The following is a 21,759-nucleotide window of genomic DNA, read 5'->3' as shown; positions in this document are numbered from 1 at the left end:
TAGAATGAATCACAAAAAAGGCACCTTAGGGTGCCTTTTTTATATCTATAGATTGATAGTACCGACGCAATAAAAAAATTGCGGTAGTAAGAATAATAAAAACGGCAAGCAGATAGGAAAAGGTTGCAGTTTTCAGTGTAACAAATTGGTTGAGTATACCCATACCAATAACAGGTGTAGACATACCTAAATAAATAATGACGAAGAAGCTAGATGTAATAGAGGCCTTATAAGCATCTGGACTGTGCTGAGCCAAGTTTGCTAAACACGATCTAAAACTTAGTCCCTGACCCCAGCCACATAGAGCTGTGGCAATACAAAGCAAAGTAAAGCTTTGTAAGGCAATACAAAAGAAAAATGGAATAAGCCCTAATAAAAGAGTGTAGCAGCCAACAAACTCTCTTTTTTGTTTTGGAATGAAAGGTTCACTTACTTGTCCAATTACTGAAGCAATAAACAAAATAAAAATGGTGAGGCCAATTTGAATAGCATGATGAATCTCAAAAATATGATTCAAAATGGATGGAATCATTGAGGAGTAAAATCCCATGACCATAAAACCCGAGAATCCAGCGATAGTTACTGGAACAAAGATACTTTTAACTTCATGAGGAAGTGAAAGCTTTTGTACCTTTAGCTTAATTTGAGAGGCTTTTTTTCGACTTTCTGGAATGAAGTAGAGAACTAAACCTGCAAATAGAGTAAGTATAAGATGAATTAAATAAGGCATCATTTCAGGAGAAGGAAGGGTTTCTATAATGATTCCTCCTACGATTGGTCCTAGACCTAGACCCAAAATATTTGCACCACTTGCGATAAGTGTTGCGACCTTACTCCAATGTTTTGGAGCAAGTTCTAATATCATGACTGTTGCAGTTGATGCATAAAGCCCTGCTGAAAAACCAGAAAAGAGCCTTGCAATAAACCAAAAACCTAAAGCATCTCCGAATGCAAAACAAAGTGCAGAAATAATGGAAAATAAAAGTCCTAAAAATAGCATTGGCTTACGACCTAACTGATCAGACCAACTGCCCATAATGAGCAAGGCAGAGATTACACCCAGTGCGTAGGTTGCAAAAATTAGAGTAATCGTGAGGCTGGTAATATGCTCATGTGCTTGATAAATTGGATAAATTGCTGTTGGTAAGGTTGTACCCAGCATATTAATTAAAAAAACGAAAGCGATGCTTAAGCAAGCTATTGATGGGTTTTTCATTTATTTATCATTTTGATGTATTTTTGATTTTTTTATTATAAATGGATTAGAGATAAAAAAGCCCACGATTGTGGGCTTTTATTTAGATGGCTTTTTTAGGCTTGATAAAGATTATATAAACTATAACCAATAAAATTAACCAGACACCACCTACATAAAGAGCAGGTCTTAAACTTGGAAAATAACCAATTAAACCAATCACAAATAGCATAAAGAGTGTTGCCAAAATAGGTGCAATTGGCCAGCCAACAATAGGAAAATCTAACTGCTTGATTTCATCTTTTGATAATTTTTTACGCATACCAAAGTGAGCGAGTAAGATCATGAGCCATACGTAAACGGTTGCAAAAGTACCAATTGAAGCAATGATTTCGAAAACATTTTCTGGAATGAGGTAGTTTAATATCACACCAACAAGGAGTACACCAGCCATAACCACAACGGTCATCCATGGCACACCATACCTAGATGTTTTACTAAAACTTTGAGGTGCTTGGCCCTTTTTAGCCATACCATACATCATGCGACCAGCACCGAATACATCGCTATTAATTGCTGAAATTGCAGCAGTAATTACAACAATATTTAATACAGCCGCAGCAGATTTAATGCCTAAACCTTCAAAGATTTGTACAAACGGACTACCATTACTGCCGATTTGATTCCATGGGAAAATAGAGAGTAATACGAAGATTGTAAGTACATAAAATAAAAGAATACGAAAAGGTACAGCATTAATTGCATGTGGAATTGCTTTTTTAGGGTCTTTTGATTCACCAGCAGTAATACCGATAACCTCTACACCACCAAAAGCAAAAACAACAACAGAAAAACATGCAATAAAACCTACAATACCATTTGGCATGAAGCCACCGTGTTGCCAAAGGTTTGTGATACTTGGATTAACAGTCGATTGTGGTAAATGAAATCCATAAATAAGAATTCCTAAACCGCCGAGAATCATTGCGATAATGGCACTGACTTTAATAATAGAAAGCCAAAATTCGAGTTCACCATATACTTTAACATGAATGAGGTTAATACCACCTAAGAAAAAAATGAGTGATAGAATCCAGATCCAACGAGGGACATCGGGAAACCAAAAGCCCATATAAATACCAAAGGCGGTCACATCTGCGATAGCAACGATGACCATTTCAAAGACATAAGTCCAACCTGCGGTAAACCCCCAAAGTGGCCCTATGTATTCGGTTGCATAGCGACTAAAAGAGTCTGAAACAGGGTTATGTACTGCCATTTCTCCAAGTGCTCGCATAACAACATAAATTGCGAGGCCTGCTAAAATATAAGCAAGAATAACAGATGGGCCAGCCAATTGAATTGCAGAGGCTGAACCATAAAAGAGCCCAGTTCCTATAGCAGAACCGAGCCCCAAAAAACGTATGTGGCGCGTACTTAATCCACGCTTTAAAGATGATGTCTGTGACATTATTTACTCCAATCCTTGCCACATATTGTATAGAAGCGAGTCAATGAGTCCACATAATATTCATTCATCCTAAACAACTGCTTAAAAACTGTCTATTTTTTACTCTTGTTACTAAGTGGCCATAGTCGATAATTTTGCTCAATTATTTTTTATTTTTATATTATATTTTTAATATAATATATTTTTGGTTATTTAAAATACTTTACTATAATGCTTGGTTATATTAATCCGACTATAATGGTTGGATTAATATAAAACCGACTAAAATAGTATGATTATAATAAAAAACAATATTAAACAATAATTTATTAATGATTATTAAAAAATTATTAAAATAATCTTGCATAATTAATTTAATATTAATAATATTAAATTAATGGTAGTTAAGAAGTTTTTAAAATGATTAAGAAAGCATTATTTATAGCTTTAGTTTCTATTTCTTCTGCAAGTTTTGCAGGGAATTTCCAAGTGAAAATTGGGGCAAGTGCATTAGTGCCAAGTGAAGATAATAATACCTTAGCAAATGGAGCTGTTCCTCATGTGAAAGCAGATACAGCTTATAGCTTTACACCATCTATAGAATATTTTTTTACTAATACAAACATTTCTACGGAACTTTTACTTGCAACTCCGTTTAAACATGATGTGACAAGTAATGGAACAAAAATAGCATCTTTCAAGCATTTACCACCAACATTAACAGTGAAGTATAACTTTAATAATGTATCTCAATTCACGCCATATGTTGGTATTGGTGCAACAGCAGTTCTTCCATTTAGTGAAAAAACAACAGGTCCTATTGCAGGGCATGATCTAGATGCAAAAGTTGCTTATGGTGTTGCTGGACAAATTGGATTTAATTTTAAACCTAAACAGTCAACACACTGGGGATTATTTGCGGATGTGCGTTATGCAAATGTAAAATCTAAACTAAAACTAGATGGTAATAATATTGGTGACCTAAAAGTAAATCCTTGGGTTTATACATTAGGTTATAGTTATCATTTTTAAATAAAATAATAATAATTTTTTTATAAAAATAATAAGCGCTAATAATTAAAATAATAATAAGGCGCATCATAATAATAAATATAACAAGGGTGTTTGAGCCATTTGTCACTACTTATAATAATAAGCGCACCTCGCTCCTCTAGAGTGAGGTTTTTTTATGTCAACTGAACAGTAGGATATTGATGTTTAAAAAAATTAAAAAATTATCTTGAAAAATACTCATGCTTCCTCCATTCATAGGGTATTCATACAATAAGTACCATTAATACGAAGAGGTAATTCATGAGTAGCGAAGGTCATTCACAAAACTATAGTTTCCAAGCAGAGGTTGCTCAACTGTTGCATTTGGTGACGCATTCTTTATATTCGAATCCAGAAATCTTTCTAAGAGAGTTGGTTTCCAATGCTTCAGATGCATGTGACAAACTCCGTTTTGAGGGAATTAATCATCCCGATTTTTATGAAAATGATCCTGATCTTCATGTACGTGTTATTTTAGATAAAGATGCTAAAACAATTACCATTTCAGATAATGGAATTGGTTTAAGCCAACAAGAAGCGATTGATAACTTAGGTACGATTGCTAAATCTGGGACAAAAGATTTTATGTCTAAATTAACAGGCGATCAGAAATCTGATGCGCAGTTAATAGGTCAATTTGGTGTAGGTTTCTACTCGGGTTTTATTGTTGCAGATAAAATAGTTGTTGAATCACGTCGTGCAGGTCTCCAAGAAAATGAAGGAGTTCGCTGGATTAGCGGTGGTACAGGCGATTTTGAAGTTCAAGAAATTGAAAAAACGTCTCGTGGTACAGACATTATTTTGCATTTGCGTGATGATGCATTGCAGTATTTAGAAAGCCATAAAGTTAAGCAGATTATTAATAAATATTCAGACCATATTAGTCTTCCAATTCAAATGCAAAAAGAAGTTTGGCAAGAGGAAGAAACTGCTGAGGGTGAAGAACCTAAAGGCGGTCAAATGGTCAAAACAGATGAATGGGAAGCGATGAACTCTGCAAGTGCATTGTGGACGCGTAATAAAAATGATGTGACAGAAGAGCAATATGTTGAGTTCTATAAAAATCTGACACATGATTATGAGGCGCCTTTGGCTTGGTCTCATAACCGTGTAGAGGGAAATACTGAATATACACAACTTCTTTACATTCCGAGCAAAGCTTCACAAGACATTTTTACACGCGATGCAAAAGCAGGTATTAAGCTTTATGTAAAACGTGTATTTATTATGGATGATGCTGATAACTTAATTCCAAACTACTTACGTTTTGTTCAAGGTGTGGTAGACAGTGCAGATTTACCATTGAATGTAAGTCGTGAGTTATTGCAAGAAAGCCGTGATGTAAAACTGATTCGTGAAGGGAATGCGCGTCGTGTACTTACATTGCTAGATGGTTTAGCAAAATCTGAAGATGAAAAAGACCAAGAGAAATTCAAAAAGTTTTATGCTGAATTTGGTTCAGTCATTAAAGAAGGTTTAGGTGAAGATTTTTCAAATCGTGACCGTATCTTAAAGTTATTACGTTTTGCAACGTCGACTAATGATGAAATTTCAACATCATTGGCTGACTATAAAGCACGTATGAAGGAAGGCCAAAAGTCTATTTATTATGTGACTGCAGACAGCTTAACAGCGGCAAAAAATTCACCACAGCTTGAACTTTTCAAGAAAAAAGGTATTGAAGTTTTACTAATGGCTGACCGTGTAGATGAATGGGCAATGAACTTTGTGCATGAGTTTGATGGTATGCCAATGCAGAGTATTGCTAAAGGTGCGGTAGATCTTGGTGATTTACAAGATGCTGAAGAGAAAAAAGCGTTAGAAGAAGCACAAGCTCAATTTAAACCAATCGTAGAAAAACTCAGTGATGCGCTGAAAGATAAAACGAAAGAAGTACGTGTGACGACACGCTTAGTTGATTCTCCAGCATGTTTAGTGACTAGCGAAGGAGAACTTTCTCCTCAACTTGTGCGTATGTTAAAGCAAGCAGGACAGGCTGTACCTGATGTAAAACCAACATTAGAAATTAATCCTGAGCATCCATTGGTGAAGAAATTGGAGCAAACAGGACAGTTCGACGATCTTGCAAATGTAATCTTTGATCAGGCTGTGATTGCAGAAGGTGGTTTACCTGAGGACCCTGCTGAATACGTAAAACGTATTAATAGTCTACTCATGAAATAATCTAACTCGTTTATTAAGCTGAACGTTTTACGAAACGTTCAGCTTTTTATTTAGAAGCTGGCTTCAAACTGTAAGTTTGAACTAAATGAATAACCATCTGTTGCAGTACTATCGCGATAATAAGAAATATCATGCTCTAAAAAAATCCAGTTTCTCCAAATAGGAACACGCCAACCAAAATAGGGCCCCCAACTTTGTAGTTCTACATCTTTCTTTTCTTTGTTATAGATGCCACTGGTATAAATCCCGTAGGTAATTCTTTTTTTACCAAAAAATTCTTTTTGCATAAAGAGTTTATCGCTCCATGTAAACTCTTCCGCGTAGCTTTTTACAATAGAAAATTGATTCGATGCGAGATCTGTATCGGAGCTTTTTTGAGTAAAATTAAAGTCAGTTTCAGAATAGTTTCTACTTTGAGCACCGTAACGGAAAGTTTGACTGGCATCAAGCTTCCAGTTTAAAAATAAGTCCCAGTTTTTTTCTGCGCTTACTTGAACATACACATCTGTTGTGGAGTTAGATCCGATATCCATACCATTTTCAAATGGGAGCATTTTTGAAAGCTCGCCAAACACCTCACTTACCCAAAGCTTTTCTTTTTCTTTCTTTGTGGTTTTATGCTTGCTTTTATGTATACCTAGCGTCCGCTGTTTAGTATGTTTCTTTTCATCTTTTTGTAAGCGTAATGACAGTGAATCTTTTCCAAATACTTCTAAGAGTTGCTCGGCAAAAGCTGGCGAGTACGGGTCAAAATCTAAAGGAGGTTCTTCTACCGCAGTAATATCCTCTAAAGGGGCAGCATCTAGAGGAATGTTACTATAAGTATTTTTCTTATTTTTTTTATGTGCCGTTAGAGATCGATGTTGAGCACGTTTTAAAATTAGAGAGGTTTGAGAGGGTAAACAGCTTTTGGAAATAGCCGTATATGCCACTTGAGGTAAAGTACATAAAGCAATACAAGAGCAAGTATAGATAATTTGACGTTGGATAAACATCATCTACTAAATACAAAAGTTAAAGGAAAGGGGAGAACAATAAGCCTAACGATATTAACTTAAGTCTTTCTTTAAATGTAGAAAAAACTGTTGTTGTTCGATAAGCCATGTGTAAGCGTCTTTTAATTGACGATACCAGTCAGAATAAATAATACTGCGATGGGGACCTAAATTAATCCAAATTTGCCAAAATGTTTGATTGGTTTGATAAAGAATTGCCCATTGTGGAGCATTGCATTTATTCAATTGGCTTAAAAGCATTTGCTTATTATGGTATGCACCACAATAACTTTGTTTATATTCAGAGGTTTGTACAATGTCTAAAATAGAGTCTTTTTCCTCAGGTAAAACAGTAGTGTTTTTTTTTGCTTGAAGTAAATTTGGTTGGCTACATATTTGAATAATTTCTTTTAAGCGATAGGTCGCCTTCGCTTTTTCAATAAGCGTATCTGAGTGTTCAATTTGTTTTAAATTATCACGTATTTCTTGAATTAAACGTGCTTTTTCCAATAAATTCATGAGTGAATGCCTGAAATGCAAGATTCAGCTTTTCTTAAGTACTCAGCCAAAACTTGGTTTAATGTAAGTTCTAATAATTTATATTCGACACTGTCAGGGCTTGAGTGTTGCTGAATTAATTTAATCAGTTGATCTATATCTAGCTCAGCTGTTGAAATTTTTTCCTGTAAGAATGCATTGACCTGTTGCATACGATATGCTTTGTTTGTTTTAAAAGTGTAATTATAGTCTTTTTTTGATTAATTAAGTAGCATTCGCAACCATTAATTTGAGAAAATGGTCACGAATTGTTTAATTTGTGGATTTTATTTCACATCACATTGATCATCATTGCACTGAGCTTTATTCTGTTCAGATGATGTGTCTATTGTTGTCTCTTTAGAAGAAAGTGTTTTTTCAATCACTTCTTTAAAAACATGTGCTGGCTGAGCACCTGCAAGTGCAACACGTTGGTCAAATACAAAAAATGGTACACCTGTGACTTTTAATTGATCACGTGCTAAATCTTCGTCATATTTTACAAATTCAGCAAATTCATCTGAATTTAACATGTCTTCTACTTCACCATTGTCTAAACCAATACGTGAAGCAATTTCCTCTACAGTCTCTCGTTCACCAATTGCTAAGCCTTCCGTCATATATGCATAAAAGAAAGCTTCTTTTGCTTTATTACCTAAACCTTTACTTTGTGCAAGATGTATTACACGATGTGCATTAAAGCTATTGCCTGCTTTAGTCTTTCTCCATTGGAAATCTATGCCTTCTTCCGCTGCCATTGCTGCAATTTGGGTTTGCATTTGTTCCATTTCTTCTATACTACGACCGTATTTTTTTGCAATTAATTCAGTAGTAGGTACATTGTAGCTACTCGGCGATTTGGCATCGAGTTGGAAACTATGCCAATGAATTTCAAGATCTAGTTCCATCTCTTTTGCAACACGTTCTAGGCGTTTTTTTCCGATATAGCAAAAAGGGCAAACTACATCTGACCAAATGTCTACGCGCATAAGTATCTCAATAACTAATTCTGATAAGGAATATGATGGAGATCATTATAAAAAAGGCAAGTGGATTTCAACGAACAGACTATTAATTTACGTGCCATCTCAGATATGGATGGCACTTTAAGCTAAACACGCTCGATAATTGTTGCAATTCCTTGACCGTCACCAATAGGTAAAGTGGCGAGTCCAAACAGAATTTTCTTTTGCTCCATCGTGTGAAGTAGGGTGGTGATCATACGTGTGCCAGAGTTACCTTTTGCATGTCCAAGCGCCAAGGCTCCCCCATGGATATTGACTTTATCTTGTTGATCGAAAAGATCTAAATTTTTAAGTATAGCCAGTGTTTCAGCAGCAGAAGACTCATGAATTTCGATGGCTTGAATATTTTTCATAGAAAGCCCTGCACGTTTGAGGGCTTTTTGTGTGGCAGGAACAGCGCCATATCCCACCATTGCTTGATCACACCCTGCAATAGCCATTGAGCGTACGACAGCTCGAGGTTTTAAATTAGATAATTTTGCATACTCATAAGACATAAGTAAAAGTGAAGAAGCACCGGTTGCTGCTTGTGCAATCGTGGCATCGGTAATGATACCCTGAGCAGTGTCAAAAGTAGGTGCGTATCTTTGTAAGTCAGAAAGAGTAAGATGTGGTTGAATGACTTCATCGTGTTTAAATGGTGTTTTAAATCCATTTTTCTTGTACCCGATGGTCGTCATAATTTCTTTTTCAAACATCCCATTTTGTGTTGCTTGCCAAGCACGTTGATGTGATTGAAGGGTGAAAATATCTTGTTGCTCACGGGTAATGCCATTCATACGTGCAAAAATTTCAGCACTTAATCCATTGTGTTGTGTTGTGGTATAGCTTTGATCTTCAGTACCACCCACAATAAAAATATTTCCTTGGTGCATCGCAATTTGTGCGGCAGCAGTATGCAATGCTTGCATAGATGAACCATCTAAGCGATTAATGGTTTGACCACCAGTTGTTTTAGCAAGGTTTGCTAAACTTCTAATTTCACCACCAATATTTTTATTCTCTGAATAAACTGAGCCCCAAATTACATCTTCAATATCATGAATATCAAAATTATTTCTTTCAATAAGATGTCTCACAAGACATGCAGAAAGCTGGCTCGCATGCGTATGTTTAAAAAAACCACTCTCTACATTTGCCATAGGTGTTCGAATTGCATCGACAATAACAATGTCACGTGGATGAGGTTGTGCCATTATTTTACTCCTACATCAAATAAAGACTGACCACTTTTGACCAGTTCTTGTAATAGTTTGGGTGCTTTATAATTTTCGCCTAAATCTGAATAGGTATTACATAAAGCAATATATTCTTTGATTCCAAGTTGCTCGATATAACGACAAGGGCCACCTTTATTTAGCGGAAAGCCAATACTTGTAAGTGCGAGGTCAACTTCATATGCCGTGGAAATAATATTTTCTTCCAAACAGCGTATGCTTTCATTGCATAATGGGATCATTAAACGGTCAATAATTGTATGTGTATCTAAGTTTTTACGTTCGTCTGCTGTAGCAGATTCTAATATTTCATACACTGCACCATCTCTTATTTGTGCATTATTTTTATATTGGTAGAACCCTTTATGATTTTGGCGACCTAAACGTTCAGCAGCATGTAATAAAGAAATGATACTTGTGTCAGCCTCGTAGTGCACACGCTCAGGGTAGCTTTCAGCAAGGAGCTTTGCTATATCTAAAAAAGCTGGTATTCCTATTTTATCGAGGAGTGTTGCAGGGCCATATTTCCAACCAGATTTTTCCATTATTTGGTCGATTTGTTGAAAATCTATGCCTAGGGTAACGAGTGTTTCAAACGCATTGAGATAAGGAAATAAAACTCTGTGAATAAAGAAGCCTGCATTATCTTTCACCAGAATAGGAGTTTTATTTAATGACTTGGTAAATGTCATGCAAGTGGCTATGGTTTCTTGCGCTGTTTCTTCACCGTAGACAACTTCAACCAAATGATTACAACTAATTTCATCTAGAAAATGTAGGCCAATAAACTGACTTGGTCGTTGAAGTGTTTTTGCAATTTGTGTAATAGAGATCGCTGAAATATCTGAAGCAATAATCGTATCTCGAGTAACAATTTGACTTTCGATTTCCTTAATGGCTTGTACTTTCGATTTTGGATGTTGAGCCAAACATTCTATAACAAAATCTACCTTTGAAATCATATCGTGAGTATATGTTGGACGAATACGGCATAAAAGCTCGCCTGTTTTCTGTGGCGAAATATGCATATTCTCAAGTGTAGTACGAATGTTTTGCATGACTTGATTGGCCTGCTCGGCATCATTTACTTTAATTAAAACAGCCTGTGTTTGTATTGCGCTGCGAATGGCTAGCTCGCTCGCTTGTAAGTTTGTACCTAGAATTGCTGTATTTAAAATGGGGGTTGTTTTTTCTTCATATCTTATAAACTGCTGATTGTAAAAACTTTGGTTTTCTACAGCACTAAGAAGGGCTTGCATTTGTGTGAGTGAAAGAATTTCTTTGAAGTAATCCAGTTCAATTTTAATTGCTTCATTACGTGCTAGATTTACAGTTTCTTCAAGTGATTTGATTTGGAGTTTGAGAATGAGATTATGTGTTAAATCTTTTTGTGTAGAGATAACATGTTTTGCCGTATAAAAAGAAACAAACTTTTCTATTTCTGTCATTTCAAGAGGGTTTAGTTTTCTCTCTCTTTGTTTTTTCCAATTAAAATGCCCATGTATTGCATGTTGTAAAATGTCTAAGGCACTGGCAATAACCTGATCTTCATGAACAAGGTTATCAATGAGTCCATCTTTAAAAGCTGAATTTGTATCCCGATCTGTTGTAGCTGTGAACCAATTAATTGCCGATTCAATACCTATAAGGCGTGGTAAGCGAACAAATGTGCTAAATGTAGGAAGCGTTCCCAATGTTGTTGTTAATAACCCAATTTTCAAATGCTCAGCACTAACTCGATAATCACATGCTAATGTAATGGCGAAGTCACTGCCAGTGACATGATGCTGAATTACTGCCACAGTAGGAAAAGGCAAGTCTTCAATATGGTTTGTGAGATCTTGAATTTTAGTTAAATGTGTATGTAGTTCGTCTGTATTTTCTTGTGTATATTGCTGATAAATTTGAATTTCATTTTCTAAAGAACAATGATCTTTTGTAAAGGTAAGAATTAAACCTTGAATATCTTGCTGAGTTTCAATGCACTCTAACGCCGTTTCGAACTCTTCTAAGATGGCATGATCAAACTTATTCACTGAATACTCGTGTGAATGAAAATGTAACTCTGCAATACCGCTTTGCAACATACGAACGGTAATGGCATTGCCAGCATGGATCATGCGCTGATCTCCTTTATTTTTTTGCCAATATTAAACGTATTGCTATTTTGCATATATTTGTATGGATGCACATCAACTTATTGCTGAATATTACGATAACTATATAAAGTCTGCTGTATTATTCTATTTTCGCTAAGTAGCGATATGTGATATGGATGCATTATTAATAAAAAAGTGTCGGAATTAACGGATTTTTAGAAAAATTATAGGTATTTTTTAATTGATTTTCATATAATGAGAATTCTTGAAAGTTAACGTGATTTTTTGTATTTAGAATAAAAGTGATTGCTCTATGACTAAATGGATTATTTTAGCGATATTTGTGATATCTGCACTGTATATACAGTATCGGGGTAAGGTACGTCATTCGTTTTATCGTCAATTTTTTGATCATTCAACACTACTCGCACCAGTTAATTTTTTAATGTATTGCTTTTCTAAAGTGCCTAATCAGCCTTATATAGAAACTCAATATTTTAAAGATTTAAAAGTACTCGATGACAATTGGGAAATGATTCGTGATGAAGCAAAAGCTTTATATGATCGAGGAGGCATTAAAGCATCAAGTACATATAATGATCTTGGCTTTAACTCATTTTTTAAAACAGGATGGAAACGGTTTTATTTAAAATGGTATGAATCTAGCCATCCATCTGCATCTGAACTTTGTCCAAAAACAACAGCCTTACTTAAAACCCTTCCTAGTATTAAAGCTGCGATGTTTACAGAGCTTGCACCAGATAGTCGCTTGGTGCGTCATCGAGATCCTTATGCAGGTTCATTGCGCTATCATTTGGGATTATTAACACCGAATGATGATCGTTGTTTTATTGATGTTGATGGTGAGCGTTATTCTTGGCGTAACGGTGAAAGTGTTGTATTTGATGAAACCTATATACACTATGCTGAAAATACCACTGCTCAAAATCGTATTATTTTATTTTGTGATGTAGAACGTCCCCTCAAAACAAAATGGATGGAAAAATTTAACCACTGGTTTGGAAAGAAAGTCATGACCGCCGCAAGCTCACCGAATGAGGCAGGTGACCAAACTGGAGGACTAAATAAAGCTTTTGGTTATGTATATCAAATTCGTATACAAGCAAAAGCACTTAAAAAAGCCAATAAAACAATATATTACATTTTAAAATGGGCATTAATGTTGGGCATTTTCTTCCTTATTTTTATTCGTCCTTATATTTTTAAATCATAATGTAGCTTAAAAGTGCATCTAAAAAGATTGGATTTTAATCTGGTCTATTGGGTGCATTTTTATTGTTTTGATGTATCTGAGACTTGAAACTTTATCTACGATGTCCAATACATAGCTTATGTTATGTAATTCAATTGATTGAAAAAGGAATACTGTGAATCCGAATGCTCGTCCACATATAGAAAAAGTTCTTCTTCATATGACACAGCTACCTGGTGTGTACAAAATGCTAGGAAAAAATGGTGAGCTTTTATATGTTGGAAAAGCAAAAAATTTAAAAAATCGAGTTTCGAGTTATTTTGTTAAAACGATTGAGCATCCAAAAACACAAGCATTAGTCGCACGTATTTATGATATAGAAACGTTAATTGTTCGTTCTGAAACTGAAGCTTTATTGCTTGAGCAAAACCTCATTAAAGAGCATCGTCCTCCTTACAATATTATGCTTAGGGATGATAAGTCTTATATCTATATTTATGTTTCTGCAGATCGGCCATACCCTAGAATTGCAAGTGGTCGTGGCAAAGGGAATCATCAAACAGGTAAGTTTTTTGGGCCTTATCCGAGTGCACAAAGTGCACGAGATATGTTGTTGACACTTCAAAAGTTATTTAATGTGAGGCAGTGTGAAAATAGCTATTTTTCACAGCGAAAAAGACCATGTCTACAATATCAAATTAAGCGTTGTACAGCGCCTTGCGTAGGACTGATTTCACCTGAAAGTTATGCGCAAGATGTTAAAAACTCTATTCAATTTTTACAGGGTGATACTAAAGCATTGAATCATGAATTGATTCAAAAAATGGAAATGGCTGCTGAACAATTAGAATTTGAAAAAGCAGTATTTTATAGAGATCGTTTAGGCTTACTTCGTGAAGTGGCTGCACAGCAAGCGGTGTATACGTTTAAGGGTGAGGCAGACATTTTAGCAATTGCTTATATGGCGGGTGTAACTTGTGTTCAAGTCATGCATGTGCGTAATGGTCAAATGCTCGGAGGAAAAAGTTATTTTCCAGATATGATGGGAAGTAATTTAGGGCAAATGCTGAGCGATTTTATTGCTAATTTTTATTTTCAGGTTGCAGATGAAATTCCTCAAGAATTGATTGTTAATCAAAAATTGACAGACCAAACACAACTTGAAGAAGCATTTTATGAAGCCTTTAAGAAAAAGGTCACGATTAAACATAGTGTGAGGGAAACTCGAGCTGAATGGCTAGAGTTGGCACAAATGAATGTTCAGCATGCGATTAAAGGGCAATTAAATCATCATTTAGAATTGAATGAACGCTTTCATCAGTTAGAACAAGTTTTAAATAAAAAAGTAGATCGTATTGAGTGTTTTGACATTAGTCATACTATGGGCGAAGCAACCATTGCATCGTGTGTGGTATTCGATCAAGGTGGAATGAGAAAGCGAGATTATCGCCAATTTTCTATTGAAGATATTCAGGCCGGAGATGATTATGCTGCAATGCGACAAGCACTAACACGACGTTATAAAAAAGCATTACTTCCTGACTTACTATTGATTGATGGAGGTAAGGGGCAGTTGCATATGGCAATGCAAGTGATGAAAGATTTAAATCTTGATCCTTTTATGGTGGGCGTTTCTAAAGGTGAGGGAAGAAAACCGGGACTAGAAACATTACATTTCACAAATGGTGAAAAAATACAGTTGCCAGAGGATCACAAAGCGTTACATCTTATTCAACAAGTACGTGATGAAGCACATCGTTTTGCTATTACAAAACATCGTGCAAAACGAGATAAGCGCCGTGCAGGTTCAGTATTAGAAGTTATTCCGGGGCTTGGGCCTAAACGAAGACGTGACTTACTAACGCATTTTGGAGGGATTCAAGGTGTTTTAAGGGCATCTGAAAAGGAATTGACGGGGGTTTTAGGTATTGGTACGTCGATGGCACGTACGATTTATAAGGTATTGCATGAATAATTCGAGGTTTCTTTGAGTTGAGAAAAGTTTATTACGCTTCTAGTCGACATAAAACGTCAATTCGTATAAAGTGACAAGATGTTTCAGTAAAATAATAATGTCTTTGACACGACGTATGTTGAGCATAATCAGCTAGAGTAAATTGGCGGGTGTATATGAGCACAGGGCGGATCCTGAATATTCCAAATATCTTGACGATTGCAAGGATTGTATTAATCCCTGTCTTCTTGGTGATTGCATATTGGCCACCTGTGGTTGGTGTAAGTGGTGTAAATGAAACAATATTATTTCGTCATACGTTATTAACTTCTATATTTCTTCTTGCAGCGGTGACAGATTGGTTCGATGGCTATTTGGCCAGAGTACTGAATCAGACATCGGCATTTGGACGATTTTTAGATCCGGTTGCGGATAAATTAATGGTTGCTGCTGCATTGGTTGTACTGGTTCAGTGGAGGCCATCTATTACGATGGCTTTTGCAGCGATAGTAATTATTTCTCGTGAAATTACGGTATCTGCTTTACGAGAGTGGATGGCAGAACTCGGTGCAAGAACAAATGTTGCGGTATCTACAGTGGGTAAATACAAAACTGCATTTCAAATGATTGCGATTAGTGTCTTTTTGTTGAATTGGCAACCCTTAGACATTTTGGCATATTTATTATTGTATACAGCAGTTATTCTAACCCTATGGTCTATGGTGATTTATTTAAGGGCAGCATGGCCATTTCTAAAACAACCATAATATTTGAAAAAGCCTCTGTTATAGAGGCTTTTTTATGAGTATGAGGTAATATGAATTTAGACTTATTTATGCCTGAACCATGCCAAAACCTTTTACCTTACGATGGTCATGTAGAGGATTATGGTCTTATTTGCACATCTATAGAGTCAAATAAAAGTTTTGATTATCTTTTAAAACACTTAAATTGGAAGAATGATCAGGCATATATCCATGGAAAGCACTATGTAACTGGAAGAAAATATGCATGGTACGCAGACCAAACGGCCGACTATATCTATTCTGGTTTTAAACACAGTGCAGAAGTATGGGACTCATTTCTTTTAAGGGTAAAACAAAGAGTTGAAACCGTATTAAATACGTCATTTAACTCTTGTTTGGCCAATTTGTATATGGATGGAAGTCAAGGGATGGGTTGGCATAGTGATGCAGATCGGTTTCTAGGAAGTCATCCTATCATTGCATCTTTAAGTTTTGGTGTAACTCGTAAATTTAAATTTAAACATAGATTTACGGGTGAATATGTCGATATCAACTTATATTCAGGGCAGCTCATTGTTATGAAAGGAAAGACACAACAATTTTGGTTGCATTCATTACCTAAAATGAACAGTATCTTATCGCCACGAATTAATTTGACCTTCAGAAACTTTCAATATTAAGGTTTTAAAGGTGAGCCAAGATTTTTATTTTAACCTTGATAAAGTGGTCTGAAAGATTTATTTCCTTAAACAAAGAGATGATTAAACATACATCTCTTTGTCAATACAAATCTACTAATACCCACTTGCAAGTCCATCACTTCTTGGGTCAGTTGCTGCACTTAAGATGCCTAATTCATAATTAACTGAAATTGCACCTGCGTGACCCATTAAGTCGGTATAACCCTCTACGATTTCTGTAAGATGGCCACGTTTTTCAAGTGTCTGAATAATTTCGGCAGAAATTCGATTTTCTAGTTTTAAGTTATTTGAAGCCATTCCCCATGTCCGCCCATATAACCAGCGGGGAGCAGCAACTGCTTCTTGTACAGTCATATGATAGTCAACAACACGTGTTGCAATTGCAGCTTGTGTTTGGGGTTGGCCTTCGCCTCCCATAGTACCGTAAATCAGTGTCGGTCTATGGTGTTCATCTAATAGCATTGCTGCATTTAAGGTATGGAATGTGCGTTTTTTAGGGTGTAAACAATTAATATGTGCTTGATCTAAAGAAAAGAAGCTACCTCTATTTTGAAGTAAGACCCCAGTTCCTTCTGGCACAATTGCAGAACCAAAATCATGATAAATGCTTTGTATAAGAGATACACTATTGCCGTCTTCATCGACAATGCCTAACCAAATCGTATCTCCATGCGGGTCTAAAGCAGATTGATTTTTGGCAGAAGTATCCATGCAAATACGTTTAGCCTGCTTTTGTGCATGGCTTTCGGAGAGTAGTTTTTCTACAGGGATATCTGAAAATTCAGGATCTGTTAAATATAAATCTCGATCAATAAATGCTTCTTTGGTGGCTTCAACAATTAAATGATAATAATCGGCTGAACCTTCAGGGGTGTCTTTTAGATTAAACTGATTGAGTATGTTTAATACCTCTAGAGAAGTCATTCCTTGGGTGTTGGGTGGTAAATTATAAGCAGTGTATTGCCGATAAGGAACCGAAATGGGATCGACCCAATTGGCTTCATGTGCTTTAAAATCATTGAGTGTGAGTACGCCGTCATTTTCAGACAAGTCGGCAATAATCTTTTGGGCAATACTACCACTATAAAAAGCCTGTGCACCTTCATTGGCAATGGTTTGAAGTGTTTTAGCTAAATCTGGCTGTTTAAATACTTCACCGATTTGGTAACAGTCACCATTTGGTTTGAGGTAAGTCTTTTTAAAGCTATTAAAGCGCTGTAAATAGCGTGCTGACAGATCATGAGATGATGTATTAATGGTTAGCCATTTGGCAAAAGAGGGGGTAACTGCACAGCCTTTTTCGGCATATAAGATAGGCTTTTGAAAGAGGTTTTTCCAATCTAAACCCGTATTAGAAAATTGTTCTTTTGCATAATGATGGGCTAAATCCCAACCAGAAACTACACCTGGAACGGTATTGGCTGCTAAATATCCTCGACTTGGTATTTTATCAAATCCTCTAGATTTATAAAAATCAATGGTTGCCTTTTCACCTGAACGACCACTGGCATTAATTGCATTGACTGTTTTATTTTTAGCATTGTAAATCAGCCAAAAGTTATCCCCACCAATGGAGTTCATGTGTGGATAAACAACAGCAAGTGTAGCGGATGCAGCAATTGCAGCATCAATCGCATTTCCACCTTGTTGTAGTATTTCAATGGCGGCTTGTGTCGCGAGATAATGAGGTGTAGTCACAGCCGCATTGGTTAAAATAGGATTTTGACTTGCAGATGCTGTCGCGCAATATTTTCCAGATATGGAATCATCCATTTTATTATTTTCTTGCTGTGTTGAATGAATTTGGCTACTCATATCTTTACGACTCTTGCTTATTATTTCACTTTTAGATAAGCAAGAAATGTACCACGATTGGAGTACATTTATATAAGTGGAGGTAAATTAACATTCACCTCCATAGTAGTTTATTTAAATCTTTTCAACTATATGCGCCTGATGTTCAGACTCTACTTGTGCAACAAGGTATTGGTACTTCTTTTCAATTTCTGCCGCATTTTCTTGTAGCATTGAAATCAGTTTCTGAATATTTACAAATTCAAATCGATTTTTAGAACCTACAATGGTGAGTGCAACAGGAGCCAGTTTAGTAGAGTAGCGCACAGGGACAGCAAGGCCTGAATAGTCTGGGTGAATTTCACCTTGAGAAAAATAATAGCCTTGTTTTTTAATTTTCTTTAGACGCTGTAAGAAAGTTGCTTCATCTTTTGCAAAATCTACATTCGACAGTTCTTTAGTATGTCGTTCGTAGAAAGACTGAAGTCCCTGTTTATTTAAATGGGAAATAATAATCTTAGGAGATGAGCCTACATAAGCAGGTCTTGGGCTTCCACGACCATACGATAAGACCATATTGCCTTTAAATGATTCACCATGTAAATCGATACAATAGTCATGATTTAGAAATGTTAGTAGGCAGTTTAACTCAGTCCGTTCAGCAATTTCTTTCATAAAAGGAATACTGATTTGTACGAGTGGATCTGTTGTACGAGAAACATAATCAAGGACTGCAATTTTTGGCCCAAGGGTGTAATCACCCGATGTTCCACTCAGGCGCTGTAACAAATCTGCAGAAACAAGCTCCTTTAAGTAGCGATAGCTTGTTGGACGAGATAGGCCAAGCTCCTCACTAATAATATCTACATTAATGACATGGCGAGATACTGAAAAAAGATCCAGTACCGTTAAGATTTTCCCAAAACTTGTAATAGCCATAATACGTGCTATTCCTAAAATAAAAAATGATATTTCAACCCTAAAGAAAATGCTTTTAACATAAAATTCTCAATTCTCCAAGATAGTAAAAGTTGTATATTATCATAATAAGATATTTTAATTGACTATTGTGTTTTTTTTTGGAAAAATTGTCAGCATAAATATCGAATCAAGACAGTGCAATATACTGTTGCCTGAATAAATAAGGTGTATAAAAACCACTTTATACGACCTTCTATACGATTAAATTTACACATTTGTCAGTTGGGTACTTAGCGCATTTATGCCTTAGGTAAAAATTCACTATGGAAAATAGATAGAGATTTAAAGAATGCGCGCTATAGAGGTAAGGTATGCAATTAATTAAACAACTTTTGGCATTTCGTCCAAGTAAGCTCGATTTAATTTTTGCAATTAAAACCTACATTGCAGCCATGCTTGCGTTATATATTTCATTTGATCTCGATTTACTCAATCCGATGTGGTCAATTGGTACAGTTATTATTGTATCTAATCCCTTTTCTGGCATGGTGTCTTCTAAGGCACTGTATCGCTTGGCTGGTACGGCAATTGGGGCAGTTATTGCTATTATTTTAATGCCAGGTTTAATTAATACGCCTTGGCTATTTTCAATAATTATTGCAGGCTGGGTGGGCTTTTGTCTGTATATATCGCTTTTAGATCGTACACCACGAAGCTATATGCTCATGCTCTCAGGCTATACCGTGGCCATGATTGTGTTTAATTCAATTAATAATATTGATACTCATAATATTTTTGACATTGCTCTTGCACGATTTCTAGAGATAGGAATTGCTGTAATTTGTACTGCTGTCGTTTCTGCAGTTATTTTTCCTATGCATATAGGTCCTGTTATTCAACAGCGTGTAAATAAAAATTTAGTGAGTATTGAAGAGCTATTTTCTCATATTTTAAAAAATGAGATTGAAAAACAAAATTATACGCAGGCATTGGCCACAGTCACACGAGATATGAGTGAAATTCATACTATGGCTGTCCATTTATGGTATGAAAAATCACAACTTAAAGGGATGACTAAACCTTTACAAGAAATGCTTCATCAGCTCTCAATGGCTGTGGCAAATTTAGTTTCAATGTCTGAAAGACTCAAGCAATTAGACCTTCATGATAATGACTTTACACACACACTCAATCAAATTGATGAGTCTGTTCTGAGTTTCTTACGTACTAAAGATCAATGTAATGAAAATAATTTACTGGAACTTCCAGCAGATTTTGAGGAGAAGTTTGACAAGCTGATGTTGAATATGTCGCCTGAGCAAGAAACGATCTTATACAGCTTCAAAATGGATGTCCGTCACTATATTCAAAATGTACGCATTGTGAAATTCATTTGGCAACAGATTCAGCAAGGTCGAAAGAAATTTCCAGAAAATATTATTCCTTTAACAACCAAATATCCGAGTTTACATCGGGACCACGGCGTAGCTATTCGTGGTGGGTTAGCCGCTGCTTTAAGTACATTACTGGGTATATCTATATGGATACTGAGTGGGTGGAAAGCAGGCTATATGCTGGCACAGATGGCAGCAGTATGCGCATGTATTTTAACGGCAATAGATAATCCAATACCTGCACTAAAAATCTTTTTGTGGGGAAGTGTGGTCTCATCTGTAATTGTATTTATTTATGCATTTGGAATTTTTCCAAATATCACCGAGTTTTGGGAATTGGCAGTTGTCTTAGCCCCAACACTTATTGTTTGTGCTTTGCTTATTCCTACACCAAGTCTAATGGCTTTAGGGCTAGTTTTAGGTGTGACAAGTGTGATGGCAATGAATTTACAAAACCGTTATGCAATGGATGCAGTTGCATTTTTAGAAGGGTCGTTTGGAATGATTTTAGGCGTATTGTGCGCTTTGATTTCAATCTATTTTATTCGTGCAATGTCTCCAGAAAAAACAGCCAGTCGAATTCTTACTAGACATTATAAAGCCATGCGTGAGGCACTTTATTTGCCATATGGTACGAAGTTTAGAATTCATTTACGCAGTATGATGGATCGGATAGGTATCTTAAATACAAAAATGGTTCAATCTGATCAATTAAAAATGGCAATGAATGCTGCACTCATTGAAACAAGTGCTGTTGTAGAGTTTGCGCGATTAGATGAATTGGCCAGTTCAAATACATTGGCACCTCAACTACATCATGCTTTAGGTGAACTACAGCAAATACTAGATGACACATTTAGAGAGCTTGAAGAGAAGCTGAGTCTGAGTCATGAAACTCAGCAAAAACTGATGACACAGTTACAAGATGTGGAGAATTTGGTTAATCAGAATCAAGAGCTTCAATTAAAACAGAGATTAAAAAGTAGTTTGAATAATATTCGAAGTAGTATTTTACATGCAGATGCATCCAATCATATTCATGTTGGCGGAGCGATAGCATGAGCGATTTTGACATTTATGGGGTGTTTGTCCCTAGTTTTCTTATCCAAGCGATTTTAGCCTATCTTCTATTTGTCTGTGTGAGAAAGGTGACTGATCGACAAATACAAAATGGCTGGATTGCATTTTCTGGTGTATTTAACCTTTGTCTTTATCTGGTATGTCTTTTGGTTATTCATCAAATATTTGTCTACTTTATTGTGTAATTCATAAATTAAGGTT

General features: G+C 35.9%; 18 protein-coding genes. 8 read left to right on the top strand and 10 right to left on the bottom strand.

Features of this window, described 5'->3' with window-relative positions; translation table 11 throughout:
* Positions 1–25 precede the first annotated feature (25 nt).
* Positions 26–1,216: an MFS transporter gene (locus OZX61_RS10840; RefSeq protein WP_277094786.1), complete on the bottom strand. Its 1,191-nt coding sequence runs from the start codon at positions 1,214–1,216 to the stop codon at positions 26–28.
* An 82-nt stretch (positions 1,217–1,298) separates the two neighbouring features.
* A complete protein-coding gene (locus tag OZX61_RS10835) occupies positions 1,299–2,666 on the bottom strand; it encodes an amino acid permease (protein WP_211140192.1) in 1,368 nt (455 codons plus the stop codon).
* 399 nt (positions 2,667–3,065) lie between these two features.
* Here OZX61_RS10835 and OZX61_RS10830 point away from each other — a divergent pair, with 399 nt between their 5' ends.
* Positions 3,066–3,677: an OmpW family outer membrane protein gene (locus tag OZX61_RS10830; protein ID WP_277094785.1), complete on the top strand. Its 612-nt coding sequence runs from the start codon at positions 3,066–3,068 to the stop codon at positions 3,675–3,677.
* A gap of 282 nt (positions 3,678–3,959) precedes the next feature.
* Complete coding sequence (gene htpG / locus OZX61_RS10825) at positions 3,960–5,882, top strand: molecular chaperone HtpG (RefSeq protein WP_277094784.1); 1,923 nt, start codon at positions 3,960–3,962, stop codon at positions 5,880–5,882.
* Between the two features lie 50 nt (positions 5,883–5,932).
* Here the strand turns inward: htpG and OZX61_RS10820 are convergent, their stop codons facing one another.
* The 6 genes from OZX61_RS10820 to OZX61_RS10795 all read right to left on the bottom strand — a co-directional run bounded on the left by OZX61_RS10820 (position 5,933) and on the right by OZX61_RS10795 (position 11,776).
* Positions 5,933–6,880: a hypothetical protein gene (locus OZX61_RS10820; protein WP_277094783.1), complete on the bottom strand. Its 948-nt coding sequence runs from the start codon at positions 6,878–6,880 to the stop codon at positions 5,933–5,935.
* A gap of 51 nt (positions 6,881–6,931) precedes the next feature.
* Entirely contained in the window at positions 6,932–7,396 is a 465-nt protein-coding gene (locus OZX61_RS10815) for a hypothetical protein (RefSeq protein WP_195770878.1), read from the bottom strand.
* The gene (locus OZX61_RS10810) at positions 7,393–7,587 is read right to left on the bottom strand and encodes a hypothetical protein (RefSeq protein WP_195770879.1); all 195 of its coding nucleotides are present in this window, start codon (positions 7,585–7,587) and stop codon (positions 7,393–7,395) included. The genes OZX61_RS10815 and OZX61_RS10810 overlap by 4 nt, the downstream gene beginning before the upstream one ends.
* A gap of 114 nt (positions 7,588–7,701) precedes the next feature.
* Positions 7,702–8,403 carry a DsbA family oxidoreductase gene (locus OZX61_RS10805; protein ID WP_195770880.1) on the bottom strand — a complete coding sequence of 234 codons (702 nt, stop codon included), beginning with the start codon at positions 8,401–8,403 and terminating at the stop codon, positions 7,702–7,704.
* 122 nt (positions 8,404–8,525) lie between these two features.
* Complete coding sequence (gene fadA, locus OZX61_RS10800) at positions 8,526–9,635, bottom strand: acetyl-CoA C-acyltransferase (RefSeq protein ID WP_277094782.1); 1,110 nt, start codon at positions 9,633–9,635, stop codon at positions 8,526–8,528.
* Positions 9,635–11,776: a 3-hydroxyacyl-CoA dehydrogenase NAD-binding domain-containing protein gene (locus OZX61_RS10795; RefSeq protein ID WP_277094781.1), complete on the bottom strand. Its 2,142-nt coding sequence runs from the start codon at positions 11,774–11,776 to the stop codon at positions 9,635–9,637. The genes fadA and OZX61_RS10795 overlap by 1 nt, the downstream gene beginning before the upstream one ends.
* Before the next feature lie 292 nt (positions 11,777–12,068).
* Here OZX61_RS10795 and lpxO point away from each other — a divergent pair, with 292 nt between their 5' ends.
* From lpxO to OZX61_RS10775, 4 genes are all read left to right on the top strand, one after another.
* Positions 12,069–12,989: a lipid A hydroxylase LpxO gene (lpxO, locus tag OZX61_RS10790; RefSeq protein ID WP_277094780.1), complete on the top strand. Its 921-nt coding sequence runs from the start codon at positions 12,069–12,071 to the stop codon at positions 12,987–12,989.
* 154 nt (positions 12,990–13,143) lie between these two features.
* Positions 13,144–14,943: an excinuclease ABC subunit UvrC gene (gene uvrC, locus OZX61_RS10785; RefSeq protein WP_277094779.1), complete on the top strand. Its 1,800-nt coding sequence runs from the start codon at positions 13,144–13,146 to the stop codon at positions 14,941–14,943.
* A gap of 155 nt (positions 14,944–15,098) precedes the next feature.
* Complete coding sequence (pgsA, locus tag OZX61_RS10780) at positions 15,099–15,689, top strand: CDP-diacylglycerol--glycerol-3-phosphate 3-phosphatidyltransferase (RefSeq protein ID WP_195770885.1); 591 nt, start codon at positions 15,099–15,101, stop codon at positions 15,687–15,689.
* Positions 15,690–15,739: 50 nt separating this feature from the next.
* Positions 15,740–16,348: an alpha-ketoglutarate-dependent dioxygenase AlkB gene (locus tag OZX61_RS10775; protein WP_277094778.1), complete on the top strand. Its 609-nt coding sequence runs from the start codon at positions 15,740–15,742 to the stop codon at positions 16,346–16,348.
* 114 nt (positions 16,349–16,462) lie between these two features.
* On the opposite strand, the gene ggt is transcribed toward OZX61_RS10775, so the two are convergent.
* Together ggt and OZX61_RS10765 are read right to left on the bottom strand one after the other, a co-directional pair.
* Positions 16,463–18,184: a gamma-glutamyltransferase gene (ggt, locus tag OZX61_RS10770; RefSeq protein WP_277094777.1), complete on the bottom strand. Its 1,722-nt coding sequence runs from the start codon at positions 18,182–18,184 to the stop codon at positions 16,463–16,465.
* A 114-nt stretch (positions 18,185–18,298) separates the two neighbouring features.
* Positions 18,299–19,102 carry an IclR family transcriptional regulator gene (locus tag OZX61_RS10765; RefSeq protein WP_277094776.1) on the bottom strand — a complete coding sequence of 268 codons (804 nt, stop codon included), beginning with the start codon at positions 19,100–19,102 and terminating at the stop codon, positions 18,299–18,301.
* A gap of 353 nt (positions 19,103–19,455) precedes the next feature.
* Here OZX61_RS10765 and OZX61_RS10760 point away from each other — a divergent pair, with 353 nt between their 5' ends.
* Both OZX61_RS10760 and OZX61_RS10755 read left to right on the top strand, forming a co-directional pair.
* Positions 19,456–21,540 (top strand): FUSC family protein, encoded by a 2,085-nt coding sequence (locus OZX61_RS10760; protein ID WP_277094775.1) that lies wholly within the window; start codon positions 19,456–19,458, stop codon positions 21,538–21,540.
* On the top strand, positions 21,537–21,743 hold the full coding sequence (locus OZX61_RS10755) for a DUF1656 domain-containing protein (protein ID WP_195770889.1): 207 nt from the start codon (positions 21,537–21,539) through the stop codon (positions 21,741–21,743). Before OZX61_RS10760 ends, OZX61_RS10755 begins: the two co-directional genes overlap by 4 nt.
* Positions 21,744–21,759 lie beyond the last annotated feature (16 nt).

The organism is Acinetobacter sp. ESL0695 (assembly GCF_029392135.1).
Classification (GTDB): Bacteria; Pseudomonadota; Gammaproteobacteria; order Pseudomonadales; family Moraxellaceae; genus Acinetobacter; species Acinetobacter pollinis.
This window is presented reverse-complemented; position numbering and strand designations above follow the sequence as displayed.

Coding starts and splice junctions, on each gene's coding strand:
- OZX61_RS10840 (WP_277094786.1), bottom strand. CDS start 1,216: ATGAAAAACCCATCAATAGCTTGCTTAAGCATCGCTTTCGTTTTTTTA.
- OZX61_RS10835 (WP_211140192.1), bottom strand. CDS start 2,666: ATGTCACAGACATCATCTTTAAAGCGTGGATTAAGTACGCGCCACATA.
- OZX61_RS10830 (WP_277094785.1), top strand. CDS start 3,066: ATGATTAAGAAAGCATTATTTATAGCTTTAGTTTCTATTTCTTCTGCA.
- htpG (WP_277094784.1), top strand. CDS start 3,960: ATGAGTAGCGAAGGTCATTCACAAAACTATAGTTTCCAAGCAGAGGTT.
- OZX61_RS10820 (WP_277094783.1), bottom strand. CDS start 6,880: ATGATGTTTATCCAACGTCAAATTATCTATACTTGCTCTTGTATTGCT.
- OZX61_RS10815 (WP_195770878.1), bottom strand. CDS start 7,396: ATGAATTTATTGGAAAAAGCACGTTTAATTCAAGAAATACGTGATAAT.
- OZX61_RS10810 (WP_195770879.1), bottom strand. CDS start 7,587: ATGCAACAGGTCAATGCATTCTTACAGGAAAAAATTTCAACAGCTGAG.
- OZX61_RS10805 (WP_195770880.1), bottom strand. CDS start 8,403: ATGCGCGTAGACATTTGGTCAGATGTAGTTTGCCCTTTTTGCTATATC.
- fadA (WP_277094782.1), bottom strand. CDS start 9,635: ATGGCACAACCTCATCCACGTGACATTGTTATTGTCGATGCAATTCGA.
- OZX61_RS10795 (WP_277094781.1), bottom strand. CDS start 11,776: ATGATCCATGCTGGCAATGCCATTACCGTTCGTATGTTGCAAAGCGGT.
- lpxO (WP_277094780.1), top strand. CDS start 12,069: ATGACTAAATGGATTATTTTAGCGATATTTGTGATATCTGCACTGTAT.
- pgsA (WP_195770885.1), top strand. CDS start 15,099: ATGAGCACAGGGCGGATCCTGAATATTCCAAATATCTTGACGATTGCA.
- OZX61_RS10775 (WP_277094778.1), top strand. CDS start 15,740: ATGAATTTAGACTTATTTATGCCTGAACCATGCCAAAACCTTTTACCT.
- ggt (WP_277094777.1), bottom strand. CDS start 18,184: ATGAGTAGCCAAATTCATTCAACACAGCAAGAAAATAATAAAATGGAT.
- OZX61_RS10765 (WP_277094776.1), bottom strand. CDS start 19,102: ATGGCTATTACAAGTTTTGGGAAAATCTTAACGGTACTGGATCTTTTT.
- OZX61_RS10760 (WP_277094775.1), top strand. CDS start 19,456: ATGCAATTAATTAAACAACTTTTGGCATTTCGTCCAAGTAAGCTCGAT.
- OZX61_RS10755 (WP_195770889.1), top strand. CDS start 21,537: ATGAGCGATTTTGACATTTATGGGGTGTTTGTCCCTAGTTTTCTTATC.